Source organism: Burkholderia sp. BC1 (assembly GCF_052683555.1).
The window spans coordinates 46,414-63,708 of sequence record NZ_JBQYLP010000017.1; the positions used below are offsets into that span (position 1 = coordinate 46,414).

At 64.5% G+C, this 17,295-nt stretch carries 17 protein-coding genes; all 17 read left to right on the forward strand.

Annotation, left to right across the window (positions count from 1 at the left end):
- The first annotated feature begins 142 nt into the window (after positions 1-142).
- The 17 genes from ACSHSS_RS11325 to atpD all read left to right on the forward strand — a co-directional run bounded on the left by ACSHSS_RS11325 (position 143) and on the right by atpD (position 17,241).
- Positions 143-1,198 carry a branched-chain amino acid ABC transporter permease gene (locus ACSHSS_RS11325; RefSeq protein ID WP_212160828.1) on the forward strand — a complete coding sequence of 352 codons (1,056 nt, stop codon included), beginning with the start codon at positions 143-145 and terminating at the stop codon, positions 1,196-1,198.
- A gap of 4 nt (positions 1,199-1,202) precedes the next feature.
- Entirely contained in the window at positions 1,203-2,987 is a 1,785-nt protein-coding gene (locus tag ACSHSS_RS11330) for a branched-chain amino acid ABC transporter ATP-binding protein/permease (protein ID WP_006401476.1), read from the forward strand.
- A complete protein-coding gene (locus ACSHSS_RS11335; RefSeq protein WP_006415001.1) occupies positions 2,987-3,742 on the forward strand; it encodes an ABC transporter ATP-binding protein in 756 nt (251 codons plus the stop codon). Before ACSHSS_RS11330 ends, ACSHSS_RS11335 begins: the two co-directional genes overlap by 1 nt.
- 343 nt (positions 3,743-4,085) lie before the next feature.
- The gene (gene mnmG / locus ACSHSS_RS11340) at positions 4,086-6,056 is read left to right on the forward strand and encodes a tRNA uridine-5-carboxymethylaminomethyl(34) synthesis enzyme MnmG (RefSeq protein ID WP_105841707.1); all 1,971 of its coding nucleotides are present in this window, start codon (positions 4,086-4,088) and stop codon (positions 6,054-6,056) included.
- The gene (gene rsmG / locus ACSHSS_RS11345) at positions 6,053-6,739 is read left to right on the forward strand and encodes a 16S rRNA (guanine(527)-N(7))-methyltransferase RsmG (protein ID WP_043281333.1); all 687 of its coding nucleotides are present in this window, start codon (positions 6,053-6,055) and stop codon (positions 6,737-6,739) included. Before mnmG ends, rsmG begins: the two co-directional genes overlap by 4 nt.
- A gap of 52 nt (positions 6,740-6,791) precedes the next feature.
- Positions 6,792-7,571: a ParA family protein gene (locus ACSHSS_RS11350; RefSeq protein WP_006401472.1), complete on the forward strand. Its 780-nt coding sequence runs from the start codon at positions 6,792-6,794 to the stop codon at positions 7,569-7,571.
- 30 nt (positions 7,572-7,601) lie between these two features.
- On the forward strand, positions 7,602-8,495 hold the full coding sequence (locus tag ACSHSS_RS11355) for a ParB/RepB/Spo0J family partition protein (protein ID WP_006401471.1): 894 nt from the start codon (positions 7,602-7,604) through the stop codon (positions 8,493-8,495).
- A gap of 7 nt (positions 8,496-8,502) precedes the next feature.
- Positions 8,503-9,639 (forward strand): SLC13 family permease, encoded by a 1,137-nt coding sequence (locus ACSHSS_RS11360; RefSeq protein WP_212160834.1) that lies wholly within the window; start codon positions 8,503-8,505, stop codon positions 9,637-9,639.
- Positions 9,640-9,779: 140 nt separating this feature from the next.
- Complete coding sequence (locus tag ACSHSS_RS11365) at positions 9,780-10,010, forward strand: hypothetical protein (protein ID WP_212160839.1); 231 nt, start codon at positions 9,780-9,782, stop codon at positions 10,008-10,010.
- Positions 10,011-10,224: 214 nt separating this feature from the next.
- Entirely contained in the window at positions 10,225-10,749 is a 525-nt protein-coding gene (locus ACSHSS_RS11370) for an ATP synthase subunit I (RefSeq protein WP_006401468.1), read from the forward strand.
- A gap of 110 nt (positions 10,750-10,859) precedes the next feature.
- On the forward strand, positions 10,860-11,711 hold the full coding sequence (gene atpB, locus ACSHSS_RS11375; RefSeq protein WP_006411132.1) for a F0F1 ATP synthase subunit A: 852 nt from the start codon (positions 10,860-10,862) through the stop codon (positions 11,709-11,711).
- Between the two features lie 76 nt (positions 11,712-11,787).
- A complete protein-coding gene (atpE, locus tag ACSHSS_RS11380) occupies positions 11,788-12,057 on the forward strand; it encodes a F0F1 ATP synthase subunit C (protein ID WP_004195828.1) in 270 nt (89 codons plus the stop codon).
- A gap of 129 nt (positions 12,058-12,186) precedes the next feature.
- A complete protein-coding gene (locus ACSHSS_RS11385; protein ID WP_006401466.1) occupies positions 12,187-12,657 on the forward strand; it encodes a F0F1 ATP synthase subunit B in 471 nt (156 codons plus the stop codon).
- Between the two features lie 2 nt (positions 12,658-12,659).
- Complete coding sequence (locus ACSHSS_RS11390) at positions 12,660-13,199, forward strand: F0F1 ATP synthase subunit delta (RefSeq protein ID WP_006401465.1); 540 nt, start codon at positions 12,660-12,662, stop codon at positions 13,197-13,199.
- 44 nt (positions 13,200-13,243) lie between these two features.
- Complete coding sequence (gene atpA, locus ACSHSS_RS11395; protein WP_006401464.1) at positions 13,244-14,785, forward strand: F0F1 ATP synthase subunit alpha; 1,542 nt, start codon at positions 13,244-13,246, stop codon at positions 14,783-14,785.
- A gap of 119 nt (positions 14,786-14,904) precedes the next feature.
- A complete protein-coding gene (atpG, locus tag ACSHSS_RS11400) occupies positions 14,905-15,780 on the forward strand; it encodes a F0F1 ATP synthase subunit gamma (RefSeq protein ID WP_006401463.1) in 876 nt (291 codons plus the stop codon).
- 66 nt (positions 15,781-15,846) lie between these two features.
- On the forward strand, positions 15,847-17,241 hold the full coding sequence (gene atpD / locus ACSHSS_RS11405; RefSeq protein WP_006401462.1) for a F0F1 ATP synthase subunit beta: 1,395 nt from the start codon (positions 15,847-15,849) through the stop codon (positions 17,239-17,241).
- Positions 17,242-17,295 lie beyond the last annotated feature (54 nt).

Below are 17,295 nucleotides of genomic sequence, written 5' to 3' on the forward strand. Positions count from 1 at the left end.
CGTCGTCGCGCGCGAGCGGTGCGTCGCGCGTCGTCGCACGAATCCTTCGGGGCGGCGCCACGATACGTGAGGCCGTGTCGCCGCGTACGCGCGCGCCGTCCCGGTCGCCGTTTCTCCGCAGCATTCTCGATACACGATACGTATGGATCTTTCGATTGCGGCGATCCTCGCGCAAGACGGCATCACGACCGGCGCCATTTACGCGTTGCTGTCGCTGGCGCTCGTGCTGGTGTTTTCCGTCACGCGCGTGATCTTCATTCCTCAGGGCGAGTTCGTCGCATACGGCGCGCTGACGCTCGCCGCGCTGCAGGCGCAGAAATTCCCCGCGACCTGCTGGCTGCTGTTCGTCATGGGCATCGCCTGCTTCCTGCTCGAAGTGGGCGGGCTGATCCGGCATCGCGAGCGGCGTCGCCCGCTCGGCCGCACGCTCGCGACACTCGGTAGCCGCTACGTACTGCTGCCGCTCGCGGTATTCGCCGTGACGCGCAGCTTTGCCGCGCAGCCGCTGCCGATGCTCGCGCAGATCGCGCTGACGCTCGCGATCGTCGTGCCGATGGGGCCGTTCGTGTACCGGCTCGTGTATCAGCCGATCGCCGAGGGCACGACGCTGCTGCTGCTGATCGTGTCGGTCGCCGTGCATTTCGCGATGGTCGGCCTCGGCCTCGTGATGTTCGGCGCCGAAGGCTCGCGCACGACTGCGTTCTCCGATGCGGCGCTGTCGATCGGCAGCATGACGGTGTCGGCGCAGAGCATCGTCGTGATCGTCACGGCGCTCGTGTTGATCGCGGCGCTGTACGTGTACTTCGGCCGCACGATCGCCGGCAAGGCCTTGCGTGCGACGTCGGTGAACCGGCTCGGCGCGCGGCTCGTCGGCATCGGCACGACGGAGGCGGGGCGGCTCGCGTTCACGTTCGCGGCCGGACTCGGCGTGCTGTCCGGCATTCTCGTCGGCCCGCTGACGACCATTTACTACGACTCCGGCTTCCTGATCGGCCTGAAGGGCTTCGTCGGCGCGATCATCGGCGGGCTCGTCAGCTATCCGCTCGCGGCGGCCGGCTCGCTGCTGGTCGGTGTGCTCGAATCGTATTCGTCGTTCTGGGCGAGTTCGTACAAGGAGGTGATCGTGTTCACGCTGATCATTCCGGTGCTGCTGTGGCGCAGCTTCGCGACGCCGCATGCGGAAGAGGAAGAGGAGTGACGCGATGAAGACGATGCTGCGCAACAAGACGTTCTGGGCGTTTCTCGTCGTGCTGTTCGCGTTGCCGGTGCTGCCCGGCGCGCTGCACGTGCCCGAATACTGGATCACGCTGCTCAACTACATCGGGCTCTATGCGATCGTCGCGATCGGGCTCGTGCTGCTGACGGGCGTCGGCGGCATGACGAGCTTCGGGCAGGCCGCGTTCGTCGGCGTCGGCGCCTATGCGACCGCATTCCTGACCACGCGCTACGGCGTGTCGCCGTGGCTCGCGCTGATCGTCGGCGTCGCGCTGACGGCGCTCGTCGCGCTCGTGCTCGGCGCGGTCACGATGCGGCTCTCGGGACACTTCCTGCCGCTCGGCACGATCGCATGGGGCCTCGCGCTGTTCTATCTGTTCGGCAATCTCGAGGTGCTCGGCAAATACGACGGCATCAACGGCATTCCGGCGCTGAGCCTGTTCGGGCTCGAACTCGACAGCGGCCGCAGCCTGTATTTCCTGATCTGGGCAGTCGTGCTCGCGGCGATCGTATCGGTGCAGAACCTGCTGAACAGCCGGCCGGGCCGCGCGATTCGCGCGCTGCGCGGCGGCGGCGTGATGGCCGAGGCGATGGGCGTGAACACGGCGTGGATGCGCGTCGTGATCTTCGTCTACGCGGCGGTGCTCGCCGCGGTGTCCGGCTTTCTGTACGCGCATCTGCAGCGGGCGGTGAACCCGACGCCGTTCGGGCTGAACCACGGCATCGAATTCCTGTTCATGGCCGTCGTCGGCGGCGTGTCGCATGTCTGGGGCGCCGTGCTCGGTGCGGCGATCCTCACGGTGCTGCAGGACTACCTGCAGACGCTGCTGCCGAAGCTGCTCGGCTCCGAAGGCAACTTCGAGATCATCGTGTTCGGCGTGCTGATGGTGCTGCTGCTGCAGTATGCGCGGCAGGGCGTGTGGCCGTTCGTCGCCCGACTGTTCCCGCGCGGGCCGCGTGCGCACGTGCCAGAGCACGCCGATCCGCTGCCGCAGCGCGCGAAACCGGTGGCCGGCGAGCCGCTGCTCGTCGTCGACAACGCACGCAAGCAATTCGGTGGGCTCGTGGCCGTCAACGACGTCAGCTTCGACGTGAAAGCGGGGCAGATCGTCGGGCTGATCGGCCCGAACGGCGCGGGCAAGTCGACGACCTTCAACCTCGTGACCGGCGTGCTGCAGCCGACCGGCGGCACGATCACGTTCCGCGGCGAACGGATCGACGGGCTCACGTCGCGACAGATCGTTCAGCGCGGGATCGGTCGCACGTTCCAGCACGTGAAGCTGCTGCCGGGAATGACGGTGCTCGAGAACGTCGCGATCGGCGCCCATCTGCGCGGGCATACGGGCGTATGGCGCAGCATTGCGCGGCTCAATGCGCACGAGGAAGCGCAGCTGCTCGCCGAGGCTGCGCGGCAGATCCGCCGTGTGGGCCTCGAACAGCATATGTACGACGAGGCGGGGAGCCTCGCACTCGGTCAGCAGCGGATTCTCGAAATCGCGCGTGCACTGTGCTGCGATCCGACGCTGCTGCTGCTCGACGAGCCGGCAGCCGGCCTGCGTTATCAGGAAAAACAGCAACTCGCGGAGCTGCTGCGCCGGCTGAAGGCCGAAGGCATGAGCGTGTTGCTCGTCGAACACGACATGGATTTCGTGATGAACCTGACCGACCGGCTCGTCGTCATGGAATTCGGCACGCGCATCGCCGAAGGGCTGCCGCAGGACGTGCAGCAGGATCCGGCGGTACTTGAAGCGTATCTGGGCGGGGTGGAGTGATGACGGACACGACGATGCCGATTCTCGAAGTGCGCGGGCTGGCGGTCCGGTACGGCAAGGTCGAGGCGCTGCACGGCGCGGCGATCAAGGTCGGGGCGGGCCAGATCGTCAGCGTGATCGGCCCGAACGGCGCCGGCAAATCGACGCTGCTGAACGCGATCATGGGCGCGCTGCCGGTGACGGGCCATGCGTCCGGCGCGGTCGTCTATCGCGGCGAGGATGTCGGTGCACTGCCGGTCGAGCAGCGTGTCGCGCGCGGGATGTGCCTCGTGCCGGAGAAGCGCGAACTGTTCGGCACGATGACGGTGGAAGACAACCTCGTGCTCGGCGCCTATCGCCGCAAGCAGGCCGGCGAAGCGAACTTTCTCGACCAGCTCGACCCGGTGTTCGCGCTGTTTCCGCGATTGAAGGAGCGACGCAAGCAGGCGGCCGGTACGCTGTCGGGCGGCGAGCGGCAGATGCTCGCGGTCGGACGCGCGCTGATGGGCAAGCCGGACCTGCTGATGCTCGACGAGCCGAGCCTCGGGCTTGCGCCGCTGATCGTGAAGGAGATCTTTCATATCATCAGCGCGTTGCGCGGCACAGGCGTCGCGACGCTGCTGATCGAGCAGAACGCACGTGCGGCGCTGCAGATCTCGGACTACGGCTACGTGCTGGAGACCGGCGAATTTGCGCTTGAAGGGCCGGCATCTGAACTTGCACAGAATCCGCGCGTGATCGAGACGTATCTCGGGCTCGCAAGGAAGACGGCCTGATCGAACCGCTGGCAGCGGGAAACGAGCGGCGTGTTTCACGTGAAACACGCCGTTTTTGTTTGGGGGCGGGCCGACGTGCCGGGAAGGGCGGGCACAGAAGCAGCATCCGCTTGGGGACAACTTCAGGGCGATCGAGCGCGAACGCTGTGAAGCAGCGAACGGCTCGGCGAGCTACCGCGATTCGCCGCAGCGGCACGGTTTTTCGGACGCATCGGCGAAAAAATCGTCGAAACGTACAGACCCTACCATTCGGACGGCCTTCGGGCGAAAAGCGAACCCGCTATAATTCGCCCCATACATTTCTCAGATAGGTTCGTGCGCGGTCCTGCGTACGGAATCCACCATGCTTTATCCCACAGAATTTGACGTCATCGTCGTCGGCGGCGGTCATGCCGGCACGGAAGCCGCGTTGGCGTCCGCCCGAATGGGCGGGAAGACGCTGCTGCTGACCCACAACATCGAAACGCTCGGGCAGATGAGCTGCAATCCGTCGATCGGCGGCATCGGCAAGGGCCATCTGGTCAAGGAAGTCGATGCGCTGGGCGGCGCAATGGCGGCAGCCACCGACGAAGCGGGGATCCAGTTCCGGATCCTGAATTCGTCGAAAGGCCCGGCCGTACGCGCGACACGCGCCCAGGCGGACCGCATCCTGTACAAGGCGGCGATCCGTCGCCGCCTCGAGAATCAGCCGAATCTGTGGCTGTTCCAGCAGGCCGTCGACGACCTGATGGTCGAGGGCGATCGCGTGGTCGGCGCCGTCACGCAAATCGGCATCCGGTTCCGCGCGCGCGCGGTCGTGCTGACGGCCGGTACATTCCTGGACGGCAAGATCCACGTCGGCCTGAACAACTATACGGGCGGTCGCGCGGGCGACCCGGCCGCCGTGTCGCTGTCTGCGCGCTTGAAGGAGCTGAAGCTGCCGCAAGGCCGGCTGAAGACCGGAACGCCGCCGCGTATCGACGGGCGCACGATCGATTTCTCGAAGCTCGAAGAGCAGCCGGGCGATCTCGATCCGATTCCGGTGTTCTCTTTCCTCGGCCGTGCCGAGCAGCATCCGCAGCAACTGCCGTGCTGGGTCACGCACACGAACGAGCGCACGCACGACATCATTCGCGGCGGTCTCGACCGTTCGCCGATGTACACGGGCGTGATTGAAGGCGTGGGGCCGCGCTACTGCCCGTCGATCGAGGATAAGATTCATCGATTCGCGTCGAAGGAATCGCACCAGATCTTCCTCGAGCCGGAAGGGCTGACGACCAACGAGTTCTACCCGAACGGGATTTCGACGAGCCTGCCGTTCGACGTGCAGCTCGAGCTCGTGCATTCGATGCGTGGCCTCGAACAGGCGCATATCCTGCGGCCCGGCTATGCGATCGAGTATGACTACTTCGATCCGCGCGCGCTGAAGGCGTCGCTGGAGACGAAGGCGATCAACGGATTGTTCTTTGCGGGCCAGATCAACGGGACGACCGGGTACGAAGAAGCCGCCGCGCAGGGCCTGCTCGCAGGCGTCAATGCGGGCCGCTACGTGCAGGAAAAGGACGCATGGTGCCCGCGTCGCGATCAGGCGTACCTCGGCGTGCTGGTCGACGATCTCGTTACGCGCGGCGTCGCCGAGCCGTACCGGATGTTCACGAGCCGCGCCGAATACCGTCTGAGCCTCCGCGAAGACAACGCGGACATGCGTCTGACCGAGATCGGCCGCGAGCTGGGCCTCGTCGACGACGTGCGTTGGGACGCGTTCTGCCGGAAGCGCGACGCTGTTTCACGTGAAACCGAACGACTGAAGACGACCTGGGTGACGCCGAAGACGCTGCCGCCGGAAGAGGCGACCGCATTGCTCGGCAAACCGATCGACCATGAATACAGCCTGGCGGAGCTGCTGCGGCGTCCGGGCGTCGACTACGACGGCGTCTGCGGGCTGAAGGGCGGCGAGTGCGGGCCGGCGGAGCCGCTGGCCGACGATCCGGTGCTGCTCGCGCAGATCAAGGAGCAGGTCGAGATCGGCATCAAGTATCAGGGCTATATCGAACGTCAGGCGACCGAGATCGAACGCAACGACGCGAACGAGAACACGCGTCTGCCGGACGGGATCGACTATCGCGAAGTGCGCGGCTTGTCGTTCGAGGTCAGCCAGAAGCTCAATCAGTTCCGGCCGGAGACGATCGGGCAGGCATCGCGCATCTCCGGCGTCACGCCGGCGGCCATTTCGCTGCTGATGGTGCACTTGAAGCGGCGCGGGCTGGGCCGCCGTAACGGCGCGGCCGCACCGGCTGCCGAGCAGGGGGACGGCGCCGTCCCGACGCAACAATGACGGCGCGTCGCGCGCCGGCGGTTAATCGGGACGTACTTGAACGGATGCTCGTCGACGGCGCGGCGTCGCTCGACGTCGCGCTATCCGATACGCAACGCAACCGGCTGCTCGACTACGTCGCGCTGCTGGGCAAGTGGAACGCGGTCTACAACCTGACGGCGATTCGCGATCCGCAGCAGATGCTGATCCAGCACATCCTCGATTCGCTGTCGATCGTGCCGCATCTGCGCGGCCGCGCGTCGGCACGCGTGCTCGACGTCGGCTCGGGCGGCGGCTTGCCGGGCATCGTGCTCGCGATCGTCGAGCCGGACTGGCAGGTAACGCTGAACGACATCGTGCAGAAGAAGTCCGCGTTCCAGACGCAAACGCGTGCGGAACTGAAGCTCACGAATCTGTCGGTGGTCACGGGGCGCGTCGAATCGCTGCGGCCCGGCGTCGAGGTGCCGGAAAAATTCGACATCATCGTGTCGCGCGCCTTCGCGGACCTGTCCGACTTCGTTAAACTTGCTCGGCATCTCGTTGCGCCGGGCGGTTCGATCTGGGCGATGAAGGGCGTGCATCCGGACGACGAGATTGCGCGGTTGCCCGAAGGCAGCCGTGTGAAGCAGACGATGCGTCTGGCGGTTCCGATGCTCGATGCCGAACGGCATCTGATCGAGGTGGCCGTCGACGAGGCGATTTGACGGCGCGCGAACGGCGCGCCGAATGTTTGAAGGTAAGAGGAACACACCAACGATGGCAAAGATCTTCTGCGTTGCGAACCAGAAGGGGGGCGTCGGCAAGACGACGACATCGGTCAATCTCGCCGCAAGCCTTGCAGCGCAGGAGCAACGAGTCCTGCTGATCGATCTCGACCCGCAGGGCAACGCGACGATGGGCAGCGGGATCGACAAGGCCGCATGCGAAGCGACGGTGTACGAGGTGCTGGTCGACGGCGTGTCGGTGGCCGACGCGCGCATCCGGCCCGAAGCCGTCACGTACGACGTGCTGCCGGCGAACCGCGAGCTGTCCGGTGCGGAGATCGAGCTGATCGGTATCGAGAACCGCGAGCGCCAGTTGAAGGCGGCGCTCGAGCGCGTCGAGGACGATTACGACTTCGTGCTGATCGATTGTCCGCCGACGCTGTCGTTGCTGACGCTGAACGGCCTGTGCGCAGCGCACGGCGTCGTGATCCCGATGCAGTGCGAATACTTCGCGCTCGAAGGGCTCTCGGATCTCGTCAACACGATCAAGCAGGTGCACGCGAACATGAACCGCGACCTGAAGATCATCGGCTTGCTGCGTGTGATGTTCGATCCGCGCATCACGCTGCAGCAGCAGGTCTCCGATCAACTGAAAGCGCACTTCGGCGACAAGGTGTTCGACGCGGTGATCCCGCGCAACGTGCGCCTCGCGGAAGCGCCGAGCTATGGGCTGCCGGGCGTCGTGTTCGACCGCAGCTCGCGCGGTGCGCAAGCCTATCTCCAGTTCGGTGCAGAGATGATCGAGCGCGTGCGCGCGTTCGAGGCGTCGTAACCGGACATGAGCGAAGCGAGGAAGAAAGACATGAACGCCGTACCGAAGAAGAAGGGCTTGGGACGTGGCCTCGAAGCGCTGCTCGGCGGCAGCGCCGACATCACCGAAGCGGTGAAGATCGAAGGCGCGCCGAACACGCTCGCGCTCGGCAAGCTGCAGGCCGGCAAATACCAGCCGCGCACGCGGATGGACGAAGGCAGCCTGCAGGAGCTCGCGGCCAGCATTCGCGCACAGGGCGTGATGCAGCCGATCCTGGTACGCCCCATTTCGTCAGACAAATACGAGATCATCGCGGGCGAGCGACGTTTCCGCGCCGCGCGTCTCGCGGGCCTCGAGGAAGTGCCGGTACTCGTGAAGGAGGTATCCGATCAGGCCGCCGCGGCGATGGCGCTGATCGAAAACATCCAGCGCGAGGATCTGAATCCGCTTGAAGAGGCGCACGGCATTCAGCGGCTGCTCGACGAATTCGGTTTCACGCACGAGCAGGCGGCCGAGTCGGTGGGCCGTTCGCGCAGCGCGGTGTCGAACCTGCTGCGTTTGCTGAACCTCGCGGCGCCCGTGCAGACGATGCTGCTCGCGGGCGATCTCGACATGGGCCACGCGCGTGCGCTGCTCGCGGTCGATGCGGCGACGCAGATCACGCTCGCGCATCAGGTCGTCAACAAGCGGATGTCGGTGCGCGAGACCGAGAAGCTCGTCGCACAGACGACGAAGGAAGCGCCTGCGGTGAAGGCGCGCGCGAAGGACGACGGCGGCCGCGATACGCGTCGTCTCGAAGAGGAGTTGTCGGATCTGCTGGCGTCGACGGTGAAGATCAAACTGGGCCGTCGCGGGCGAGGGCAGGTGACGATCGACTTCGGCAACCTCGATGCGCTCGAAGGCATTCTCGTGCGCCTGCGCGGCAACGTCGCGGCCGAGGAATAACGGGAGCATGTCGATTCACGACACGGGCGCGCCGGCGCCGCGCCGGTGGCTCGGCTGGCTTGCACAGGAGCCCGTGCTGTCCGTGCTGGCGCTCAGCCTGATCGTGCTGGAATGGTTGCGTCCGCAACCGATTCGCGTGCTGGCCGAGCGCGTCGACTGGCAGACGGTCGCGACGCTCGCGGGCCTGTTGATGCTGACGAAGGCGCTCGAACTGTCGGGCTGCCTGATGTGGCTCGCGCACCGGATCGTGCATCACGTGCGTTCCGAGCGCGGGCTCGCGATGCTGCTCGTCGTGTTCGCGGCCGTGCTCTCGATGTGGCTGACGAACGACGTCGCGCTGTTCGTCGTCGTGCCGCTGATGGTGTCGTTGCGCGAGCTGACGCCGCTGCCGTTCCGGCGCCTCGTGATCGTCGTCGCGCTGTCCGTCAATGCGGGATCGATCGCAACGCCGCTCGGCAATCCGCAAAATCTTTTTCTGTGGCAGTTGAGCGGCGTGTCGTTCGGCCGCTTCGTCGTCACGCTCGGGCCGCTCGCCGTCGCGCTGATGGTGCTGCTGCTCGCGCTGACCGCATGCGCGTTTCGCGCGAAACCGCTCGATCTGTCCGGCGACGTCGCGGACGTCGACGTGCACCGCACGCACGCGCTGATCGCGGCCGTGCTGTTCGCCGCATTCGTGCTGCTGGCCGATGCGCATCATCCGCTGCCGGCGCTGATCGCGGTGACGATCGTGCTGCTCGCCGTTCAACGCAAGGCAGTCCTGAAGATCGACTGGCTGCTGCTGCTGATTTTCGTGCTGATGTTCGTCGTGCTGCGCACGGCCGCGGCGCTGCCGTGGATACACGACGCGATCGCGCACGCGCGGCTCGATTCGCCGCTGCGCGTATTCGCGGCGGGCGCGATCCTGTCGCAGGGCATCAGCAACGTGCCGGCCGCGATCCTGCTGTCGGAGTTCACGCACGACTGGCGTGCGCTCGCGTTCGGCGTATCGGTCGGCGGCTTCGGATTCGCGATCGGCTCGCTCGCGAATCTGATCGCGGTCCGTCTCGCGAAGGAGCCGCGCATGTGGCTGCCGTTCCATCTCGTGTCGATTCCGTTCGCGCTCGTGAGCGCCGTGCTGGGCGCATGGCTGCTCGCGCATCTCTGACGATCGCTGCACAGGATATCGGCTGGTCTCGGCGGTGGCGATGCACAGCTTGCGCTGTGCTGGCGCGCGCGCCGTGCGGAGGATGCGGGCGGACCCGGCGGGGCGGACACAGTGAATCGGCTGTGGTGCGACTGCAACCGATGCGTGCGAATCTTCGAATTCGCGAATCCGGCCGAGCAGTCCGCCATGCAGCTTCACGGCAAATTTTCGCGTCCGGCGACGCGCGCTTCACCCGTTCGATCGTGTGCCACGCTTTCCACCGCATCGCGACGGCGACAAACGCCGACCATTCGACCATCGACGTCTCCCGCCGCACGCCTGTGCGGATCGCCGCGACGATCGCATTACCACACATTTTCTTCGACCGATGACGATGCAAAAGTTGACCTTACAACTGTCATCGTACGTCCCGGAATCGCGCGTTTTCTCGCATCATGACGCGTCGTTTCACGCCGGTTTTTGTCGCGTCTAAAGCCTTGAATCAGTTGCAACTATCGCTTACAATCGCCCGGATTTGTTAGCTCGGCACCCCTGAAAGCTTTCGGAAAGCTTGGGGCCGGTTTCAGGATTTTGCGGAAGACTGCGATGGCGGGTCAGGCGCCGAACGATAGGCACGATGATCACCGCGCGCAACGCACCGCTTCAGCGGCCGGCGAGCGGCGCGAATCCGATGACGACTGGGATGTCGAGCAGCAAGATAACAACATCGTTCCGCTCACACGGGCGGAGGCCGAGAAGCTCTTCGGCCCGAACGTGAGCAAGCCGTCGCGCGTGACCCCATACAAAGTGGTGATCGCGCAGGTGGCACTGTCCCTGGTTGCAACGCTGGCGTGGTGGCTGTTTTCAAAGTCGCCGGGCGCCGCTGCGCAATCCGCGTTTCTGGGCGGAGCGATCGGCTGGGTGCCAAGCGCGTTGTTCGTGGCACGACTGAAGGCAGGTGGCTCGGCCACCGTGATGAGCTGGGTGGCCGGCGAAGCGCTGAAGCTCGGCGTGACGATCGGCATGTTCGCCGCAGTGGCGTACGGCTATGCCGGCGTGCACTGGCCGGCGCTCCTCGTCACCTACCTCGTCGTGCTGAAGACGTACTGGATCGCGCTGGCCTGGCGGTAAGAAACAAGCAGCGTGCGGTTTTCGACACGAAATCGCACGGGCCCGTTCCCGCAATAGCGTGTTGCGGAACAGGCAAAACGATTTTCGACAATTTGGGTGGCATTAACGATATGGCAGCTAGCGAAGGCACGCGCAGTCCGGATCCGTCCGAGTACATTGCGCACCACTTGCAGAATTTTTCCACCTCGCATCAGACGTCGATTTTCGACATCCACGTCTGGAATCTCGACACGCTGTTCTGGTCGATCGTGTGCGGCATCGTGACGATCGTCCTGCTGCGTCTGGCCGCCCGTAAGGCGACGCCGGGCGTGCCGGGCCGCTTCCAGTGCGCGATCGAGATGCTCGTCGAGATGGTCGAAGACCAATCGAAGGCCATCGTTCACGGCAACCGCACGTTCATCGCGCCGCTCGCGCTCACCGTGTTCGTGTGGGTCGCGCTGATGAACTCGCTCGACTTCCTTCCGGTGGACCTGCCGGGCCGCGTGATCGGCTGGCTGGGTCTGTCGAACGTGATCTCCCACCATCGCATCGTTCCGACGGCCGACCTCAACGGCACGCTCGGCATCGCGCTCGGCGTGTTCGTCCTGATGATCTACTACAGCATCAAGATCAAGGGCCCGGGCGGTTTTGCGCATGAGCTGCTGTCGGCGCCGTTCGGCGCACACCCGCTGCTGTGGATCCCGAACCTCGCGCTCAACGTCGTCGAATACGTCGCGAAGACCGTCTCGCTCGGCATGCGGTTGTTCGGCAACATGTACGCGGGTGAGCTGTTGTTCCTGTTGATCGCCCTGCTCGGCAGCATGTGGAGCTTCGGTGGCGACGCAACGTTCCTCGGCTTCGTTGGTCATGTGATCGCGGGCAGCGTCTGGGCAATCTTCCACATCCTGATTGTTCTGTTGCAGGCATTCATTTTCATGATGCTGACGCTGGTGTATCTCGGCCAGGCGCACGACAAGCATTAAGCACGGCGTGCAAAAAAGAGTCTTCGTTTTATTTTCTTAAATCTCTAGTTCCAAGTCTTTTCACAAAGGAGTGATCATGCAAGCTTTCATCGCCAACATCCAGGGTCTGACCGCCATCGGTATCGGCATCATCATCGGCCTGGGTGCAATCGGCGCCTGTATCGGTATCGCGCTGATGGGCGGCAAGTACATCGAAGCGTGCGCACGTCAGCCGGAACTCATCAACCCGCTGCAAACGAAGATGTTCCTGCTGGCCGGCCTGATCGACGCGGCATTCCTGATCGGCGTGGGTGTCGCAATGCTGTTCGCGTTCGCGAACCCGCTCCTGTCGAAGCTCGCAGGCTAAGGTTCCTCGGAAATATGCGCCCGGCGTGAGCCGGCGCAGGGCGGAACGGAGACTTGGGGCGCTGATCGAATGCAACTCGATGAGCGCCTTACCGTTTCATTTTTCCGGAATAGCAGATAAGGAAACACCGTGAATCTCAACGCAACTCTGTTTGCGCAAATGGTCGTGTTCCTGGTCCTCGCGTGGTTCACGATGAAGTTCGTGTGGCCGCCGTTGATCAACGCCCTCGACGAACGTTCGAAGAAGATCGCCGACGGCCTCGCCGCCGCGGAAAAGGGCAAGGCGGAACTCGAAGCAGCGCACAAGCGCGTGGACCAGGAACTCGCGCAGGCCCGCAACGACGGCCAGCAGCGCATCGCCGACGCCGAAAAGCGTGCCCAGGCGGTCGCCGAGGAAATCAAGGCCAACGCCCAGGCTGAAGCCGCCCGCATCGTCGCGCAGGCGAAAGCGGAAGCAGAACAGCAAATCGTGAAGGCGCGCGAAGCGCTGCGCGGCGAAGTCGCTGCGCTGGCCGTGAAGGGCGCCGAGCAGATCCTGAAGCGCGAAGTCGATCAAACGGCCCACGCCCAACTGCTGAATCAACTGAAAGCCGAGCTCTGATCATGGCCGAACTTGCAACCATCGCCCGCCCTTACGCAGAAGCGCTGTTCCGCGTGGCCGAGGGCGGTGACATCGCCGCCTGGTCCACGCTCGTGCAAGAGCTGGCCCAGGTTGCGCGTCTGCCGGAAGTGCTGTCGGTCGCGTCGAGCCCGAAGGTGACGCGTGCGCAAGTGGCCGAGCTGCTGCTTGCCGCGCTGAAGTCGCCGCTCGCGGCCGGCGCCGAAGCGAAGAACTTCGTGCAGATGCTGGTCGACAATCATCGCATCGCGCTGCTGCCGGAAATCGCCGAGCAGTTCGAGGCGCTCAAGAACGAACGTGAAGGCGCAGCGGACGCCGAGATCGTGAGCGCGTTCCCGCTGGACGGCGCGGATCTCGACAGTCTCGTCGCGAGCCTCGAACGCAAGTTCAAGCGCAAGCTGAAGCCGACGGTCGAAGTCGATTCGTCGCTGATCGGCGGCGTGCGCGTGACGGTCGGCGACGAAGTGCTCGACACCTCGGTTCGCGCGCGCCTCGCATCGATGCAGGCTGCCTTGACCGCCTGAGCGCCACGCCGGCACGCAACAGAATTGACTATCAGGAGCGAATAATGCAACTCAATCCCTCTGAGATCAGCGAGCTGATCAAGAGCCGGATCCAGGGCCTTGAAGCGAGCGCAGACGTTCGCAACCAGGGCACCGTGATCTCCGTGACCGACGGTATCGTGCGCATCCACGGCCTGTCGGACGTGATGCAGGGCGAAATGCTCGAGTTTCCGGGCAACACGTTCGGCCTCGCGCTGAACCTCGAGCGCGACTCGGTCGGCGCGGTGATTCTCGGCGAATACGAACACATCTCGGAAGGCGACGTCGTCAAGACGACGGGCCGCATTCTCGAAGTCCCGGTCGGTCCGGAACTCATCGGCCGCGTGGTCGACGCGCTCGGCAACCCGATCGACGGCAAGGGCCCGGTCAACGCGAAGCTGACCGACGCGATCGAAAAGATCGCCCCGGGCGTGATCTGGCGTAAGTCGGTGTCGCAGCCGGTGCAGACGGGCATCAAGTCGATCGACGCGATGGTGCCGATCGGCCGCGGCCAGCGCGAGCTGATCATCGGCGACCGCCAGACCGGCAAGACCGCGGTGGCGCTCGACGCGATCATCAACCAGAAGGGCAAGGACCTGATCTGTATCTACGTCGCGATCGGCCAGAAGGCTTCGTCGATCATGAACGTGGTGCGCAAGCTCGAAGAAACGGGCGCGATGGCGTACACCATCGTCGTCGCCGCTTCGGCATCGGATTCCGCCGCGATGCAGTACCTCGCACCGTACGCGGGCTGCACGATGGGCGAATACTTCCGCGATCGTGGCCAGGACGCGCTGATCATTTACGACGACTTGACCAAGCAGGCTTGGGCATACCGTCAGATCTCGCTGCTGCTGCGCCGTCCGCCGGGCCGCGAAGCGTACCCGGGCGACGTGTTCTATCTGCACTCGCGTCTGCTCGAGCGCGCGGCGCGCGTCTCGGAAGAGTACGTCGAGAAGTTCACGAACGGCGAAGTGAAGGGCAAGAGCGGCTCGCTGACGGCACTGCCGGTCATCGAAACGCAGGCAGGCGACGTGACGGCGTTCGTTCCGACGAACGTGATCTCGATTACCGACGGCCAGATCTTCCTGGAAACCGACCTGTTCAACGCAGGCATCCGCCCGGCAATCAACGCCGGCGTGTCGGTGTCGCGTGTCGGTGGCGCCGCGCAGACGAAGGTCGTGAAGAAGCTGTCGGGCGGTATCCGTACCGACCTCGCGCAGTACCGTGAACTGGCCGCATTCGCGCAGTTCGCATCGGACCTCGACGAAGCGACCCGCAAGCAGCTCGAGCGCGGCCGCCGCGTGACGGAACTGCTGAAGCAGCCGCAGTACCAGCCGCTGCAGGTGTGGGAACTGGCCGTGTCGCTGTTCTCCGCGAACAACGGCTACCTCGACGATCTCGACGTGAAGCAGGTGCTGCCGTTCGAGAAGGGCCTGCGCGAATTCCTGAAGACGAGCCACGCTGACCTCATCAAGCGCATCGAAGACACCAAGGATCTCTCGAAGGACGACGAAGGCGCGCTGCGCGCGGCGATCGAATCCTTCAAGAAGTCGGGTGCCTATTGATCCGCGAGTGACACACCGAGGCCGCGCGGGAGCTGAGGCGCCCGCGCCGCTTCGGTGAGCGGTGCATGAGCCCCGAGTCGAGCGCTGACGCGCTAACCCGGGGCGCAAAGGAGCAAGCTATGGCTGGAATGAAGGAAATTCGCGGCAAGATCAAGAGCGTGCAGAACACGCGCAAGATCACGAAGGCGATGGAGATGGTGGCCGCATCGAAGATGCGCCGCGCGCAGGAACGCATGCGCGCCGCTCGTCCGTACGCGGACAAGGTCCGTGCCATCGCCGCGCACATGAGCCGTGCGAACCCGGAGTACCGCCACCCGTTCATGGTGGCGAACGAAGGCGCGAAGACGGCCGGCATCATCCTCGTCACGACGGACAAGGGTCTGTGCGGCGGTCTGAACACGAACGTGCTGCGTGCGTCGGTGCAGAAGTTCAAGGAGCTCGAAGAGAAGGGCCAGAAGGTCGAAGCCACCGCGATCGGCGGCAAGGGTCTCGGCTTCCTGAACCGCTTCGGCGCGAAGGTGCTGTCGCAGGTCGTGCATCTCGGCGACACCCCGCATCTCGACAAGCTGATCGGCGCGGTCAAGACGCAGCTCGATCTGTACTCGGAAGGCAAGCTGTCGGCGGTCTATCTCGCTTACACGCGCTTCATCAACACGATGAAGCAGGAAGCCGTGATCGAGCAGCTGCTGCCGCTGTCGTCGGAGCACTTCGAGGCCGACGACGGTACGCCGGCCACGTCGTGGGACTACATCTACGAGCCGGACGCGCAGGCAGTCGTCGACGAACTGCTCGTGCGTTACGTCGAGGCGCTGGTGTACCAGGCCGTCGCGGAGAACATGGCGTCCGAGCAATCGGCGCGCATGGTCGCGATGAAGGCCGCGTCCGACAACGCGAAGACGGTGATCAGCGAACTGCAGCTCGTCTACAACAAGAGCCGTCAGGCCGCGATCACGAAGGAACTGTCGGAGATCGTCGGCGGCGCAGCCGCTGTTTAAGCGCGCGTCCGGGACGACAACTGCGCCTTTGCGCGAGTAAAGAATCAGGTATTTAAAGGAAAAGCGATGAGTACTGCTGCTTTGGTAGAAGGCAAGATCGTACAGTGCATCGGCGCCGTTATCGACGTGGAATTCCCGCGCGACAGCATGCCGAAGATCTACGACGCGCTCATTCTCGATGGCTCGGAACTGACGCTCGAAGTCCAGCAGCAGCTGGGCGACGGCGTGGTCCGTACCATCTGTCTGGGTGCATCCGACGGCCTGCGCCGCGGTCTGACCGTGAAGAACACGGGCAATCCGATCTCGGTGCCGGTCGGCAAGCCGACCCTCGGCCGCATCATGGACGTGCTCGGCCGTCCGATCGACGAAGCGGGCCCGATCGAAAGCGAAACGAAGCGTTCGATCCACCAGAAGGCGCCGGCGTTCGACGAACTGTCGCCGTCGACCGAACTGCTCGAAACGGGCATCAAGGTCATCGACCTGATCTGCCCGTTCGCAAAGGGCGGCAAGGTCGGTCTGTTCGGCGGTGCAGGCGTGGGCAAGACCGTCAACATGATGGAGCTCATCAACAACATCGCGAAGGAGCACGGCGGTTACTCCGTGTTCGCGGGCGTGGGCGAGCGTACCCGTGAAGGGAACGACTTCTACCACGAAATGAAGGACTCGAACGTTCTCGACAAGGTCGCGCTCGTGTACGGCCAGATGAACGAGCCGCCGGGCAACCGTCTGCGCGTCGCGCTGACCGGCCTGACGATGGCCGAGTTCTTCCGTGACGAAGGCCTCGACGTGCTGTTCTTCGTCGACAACATCTACCGTTTCACGCTGGCCGGTACCGAAGTGTCGGCACTGCTCGGCCGTATGCCGTCGGCCGTGGGCTATCAGCCGACGCTGGCTGAAGAAATGGGCAAGCTGCAGGAACGCATCACGTCGACCAAGAAGGGCTCGATTACGTCGGTTCAGGCCGTGTACGTCCCTGCGGACGACTTGACCGACCCGTCGCCGGCCACGACCTTCGGCCACCTGGACGCAACCGTCGTGCTGTCGCGTGACATCGCGTCGCTGGGTATCTACCCGGCGGTCGACCCGCTCGACTCGACGTCGCGCCAGATCGACCCGAACGTGATCGGCGAAGAGCACTACTCGATCACGCGCCGCGTTCAGCAGACGCTGCAGCGCTACAAGGAACTGCGCGACATCATCGCGATTCTGGGCATGGACGAACTGTCGCCGGAAGACAAGCTGTCGGTCGCCCGTGCGCGTAAGATCCAGCGTTTCCTGTCGCAGCCGTTCCATGTCGCTGAAGTGTTCACGGGCTCGCCGGGCAAGTACGTGCCGCTGAAGGAAACGATCCGCGGCTTCAAGATGATCGTCGACGGCGAGTGCGACCACCTGCCGGAACAGGCGTTCTACATGGTCGGCACGATCGACGAAGCCTTCGAGAAGGCCAAGAAGATCCAGTAAGGGTTCGAGTGAGTCGCACGCCGGCGCGTGCGGCCGCGCATAAATCATCGCTGA

Bases quoted from the DNA above. Each gene is read 5' to 3' on its own strand.
- ACSHSS_RS11390 (WP_006401465.1), top strand. From the start codon at position 12,660: ATGGCCGAACTTGCAACCATCGCCCGCCCTTACGCAGAAGCGCTGTTC.
- atpB (WP_006411132.1), top strand. From the start codon at position 10,860: ATGGCAGCTAGCGAAGGCACGCGCAGTCCGGATCCGTCCGAGTACATT.
- ACSHSS_RS11365 (WP_212160839.1), top strand. From the start codon at position 9,780: ATGCGTGCGAATCTTCGAATTCGCGAATCCGGCCGAGCAGTCCGCCAT.
- ACSHSS_RS11330 (WP_006401476.1), top strand. From the start codon at position 1,203: ATGAAGACGATGCTGCGCAACAAGACGTTCTGGGCGTTTCTCGTCGTG.
- atpD (WP_006401462.1), top strand. From the start codon at position 15,847: ATGAGTACTGCTGCTTTGGTAGAAGGCAAGATCGTACAGTGCATCGGC.
- ACSHSS_RS11335 (WP_006415001.1), top strand. From the start codon at position 2,987: ATGACGGACACGACGATGCCGATTCTCGAAGTGCGCGGGCTGGCGGTC.
- atpE (WP_004195828.1), top strand. From the start codon at position 11,788: ATGCAAGCTTTCATCGCCAACATCCAGGGTCTGACCGCCATCGGTATC.
- rsmG (WP_043281333.1), top strand. From the start codon at position 6,053: ATGACGGCGCGTCGCGCGCCGGCGGTTAATCGGGACGTACTTGAACGG.
- ACSHSS_RS11350 (WP_006401472.1), top strand. From the start codon at position 6,792: ATGGCAAAGATCTTCTGCGTTGCGAACCAGAAGGGGGGCGTCGGCAAG.
- ACSHSS_RS11355 (WP_006401471.1), top strand. From the start codon at position 7,602: ATGAACGCCGTACCGAAGAAGAAGGGCTTGGGACGTGGCCTCGAAGCG.
- atpG (WP_006401463.1), top strand. From the start codon at position 14,905: ATGGCTGGAATGAAGGAAATTCGCGGCAAGATCAAGAGCGTGCAGAAC.
- ACSHSS_RS11370 (WP_006401468.1), top strand. From the start codon at position 10,225: ATGGCGGGTCAGGCGCCGAACGATAGGCACGATGATCACCGCGCGCAA.
- ACSHSS_RS11360 (WP_212160834.1), top strand. From the start codon at position 8,503: ATGTCGATTCACGACACGGGCGCGCCGGCGCCGCGCCGGTGGCTCGGC.
- ACSHSS_RS11325 (WP_212160828.1), top strand. From the start codon at position 143: ATGGATCTTTCGATTGCGGCGATCCTCGCGCAAGACGGCATCACGACC.
- atpA (WP_006401464.1), top strand. From the start codon at position 13,244: ATGCAACTCAATCCCTCTGAGATCAGCGAGCTGATCAAGAGCCGGATC.
- mnmG (WP_105841707.1), top strand. From the start codon at position 4,086: ATGCTTTATCCCACAGAATTTGACGTCATCGTCGTCGGCGGCGGTCAT.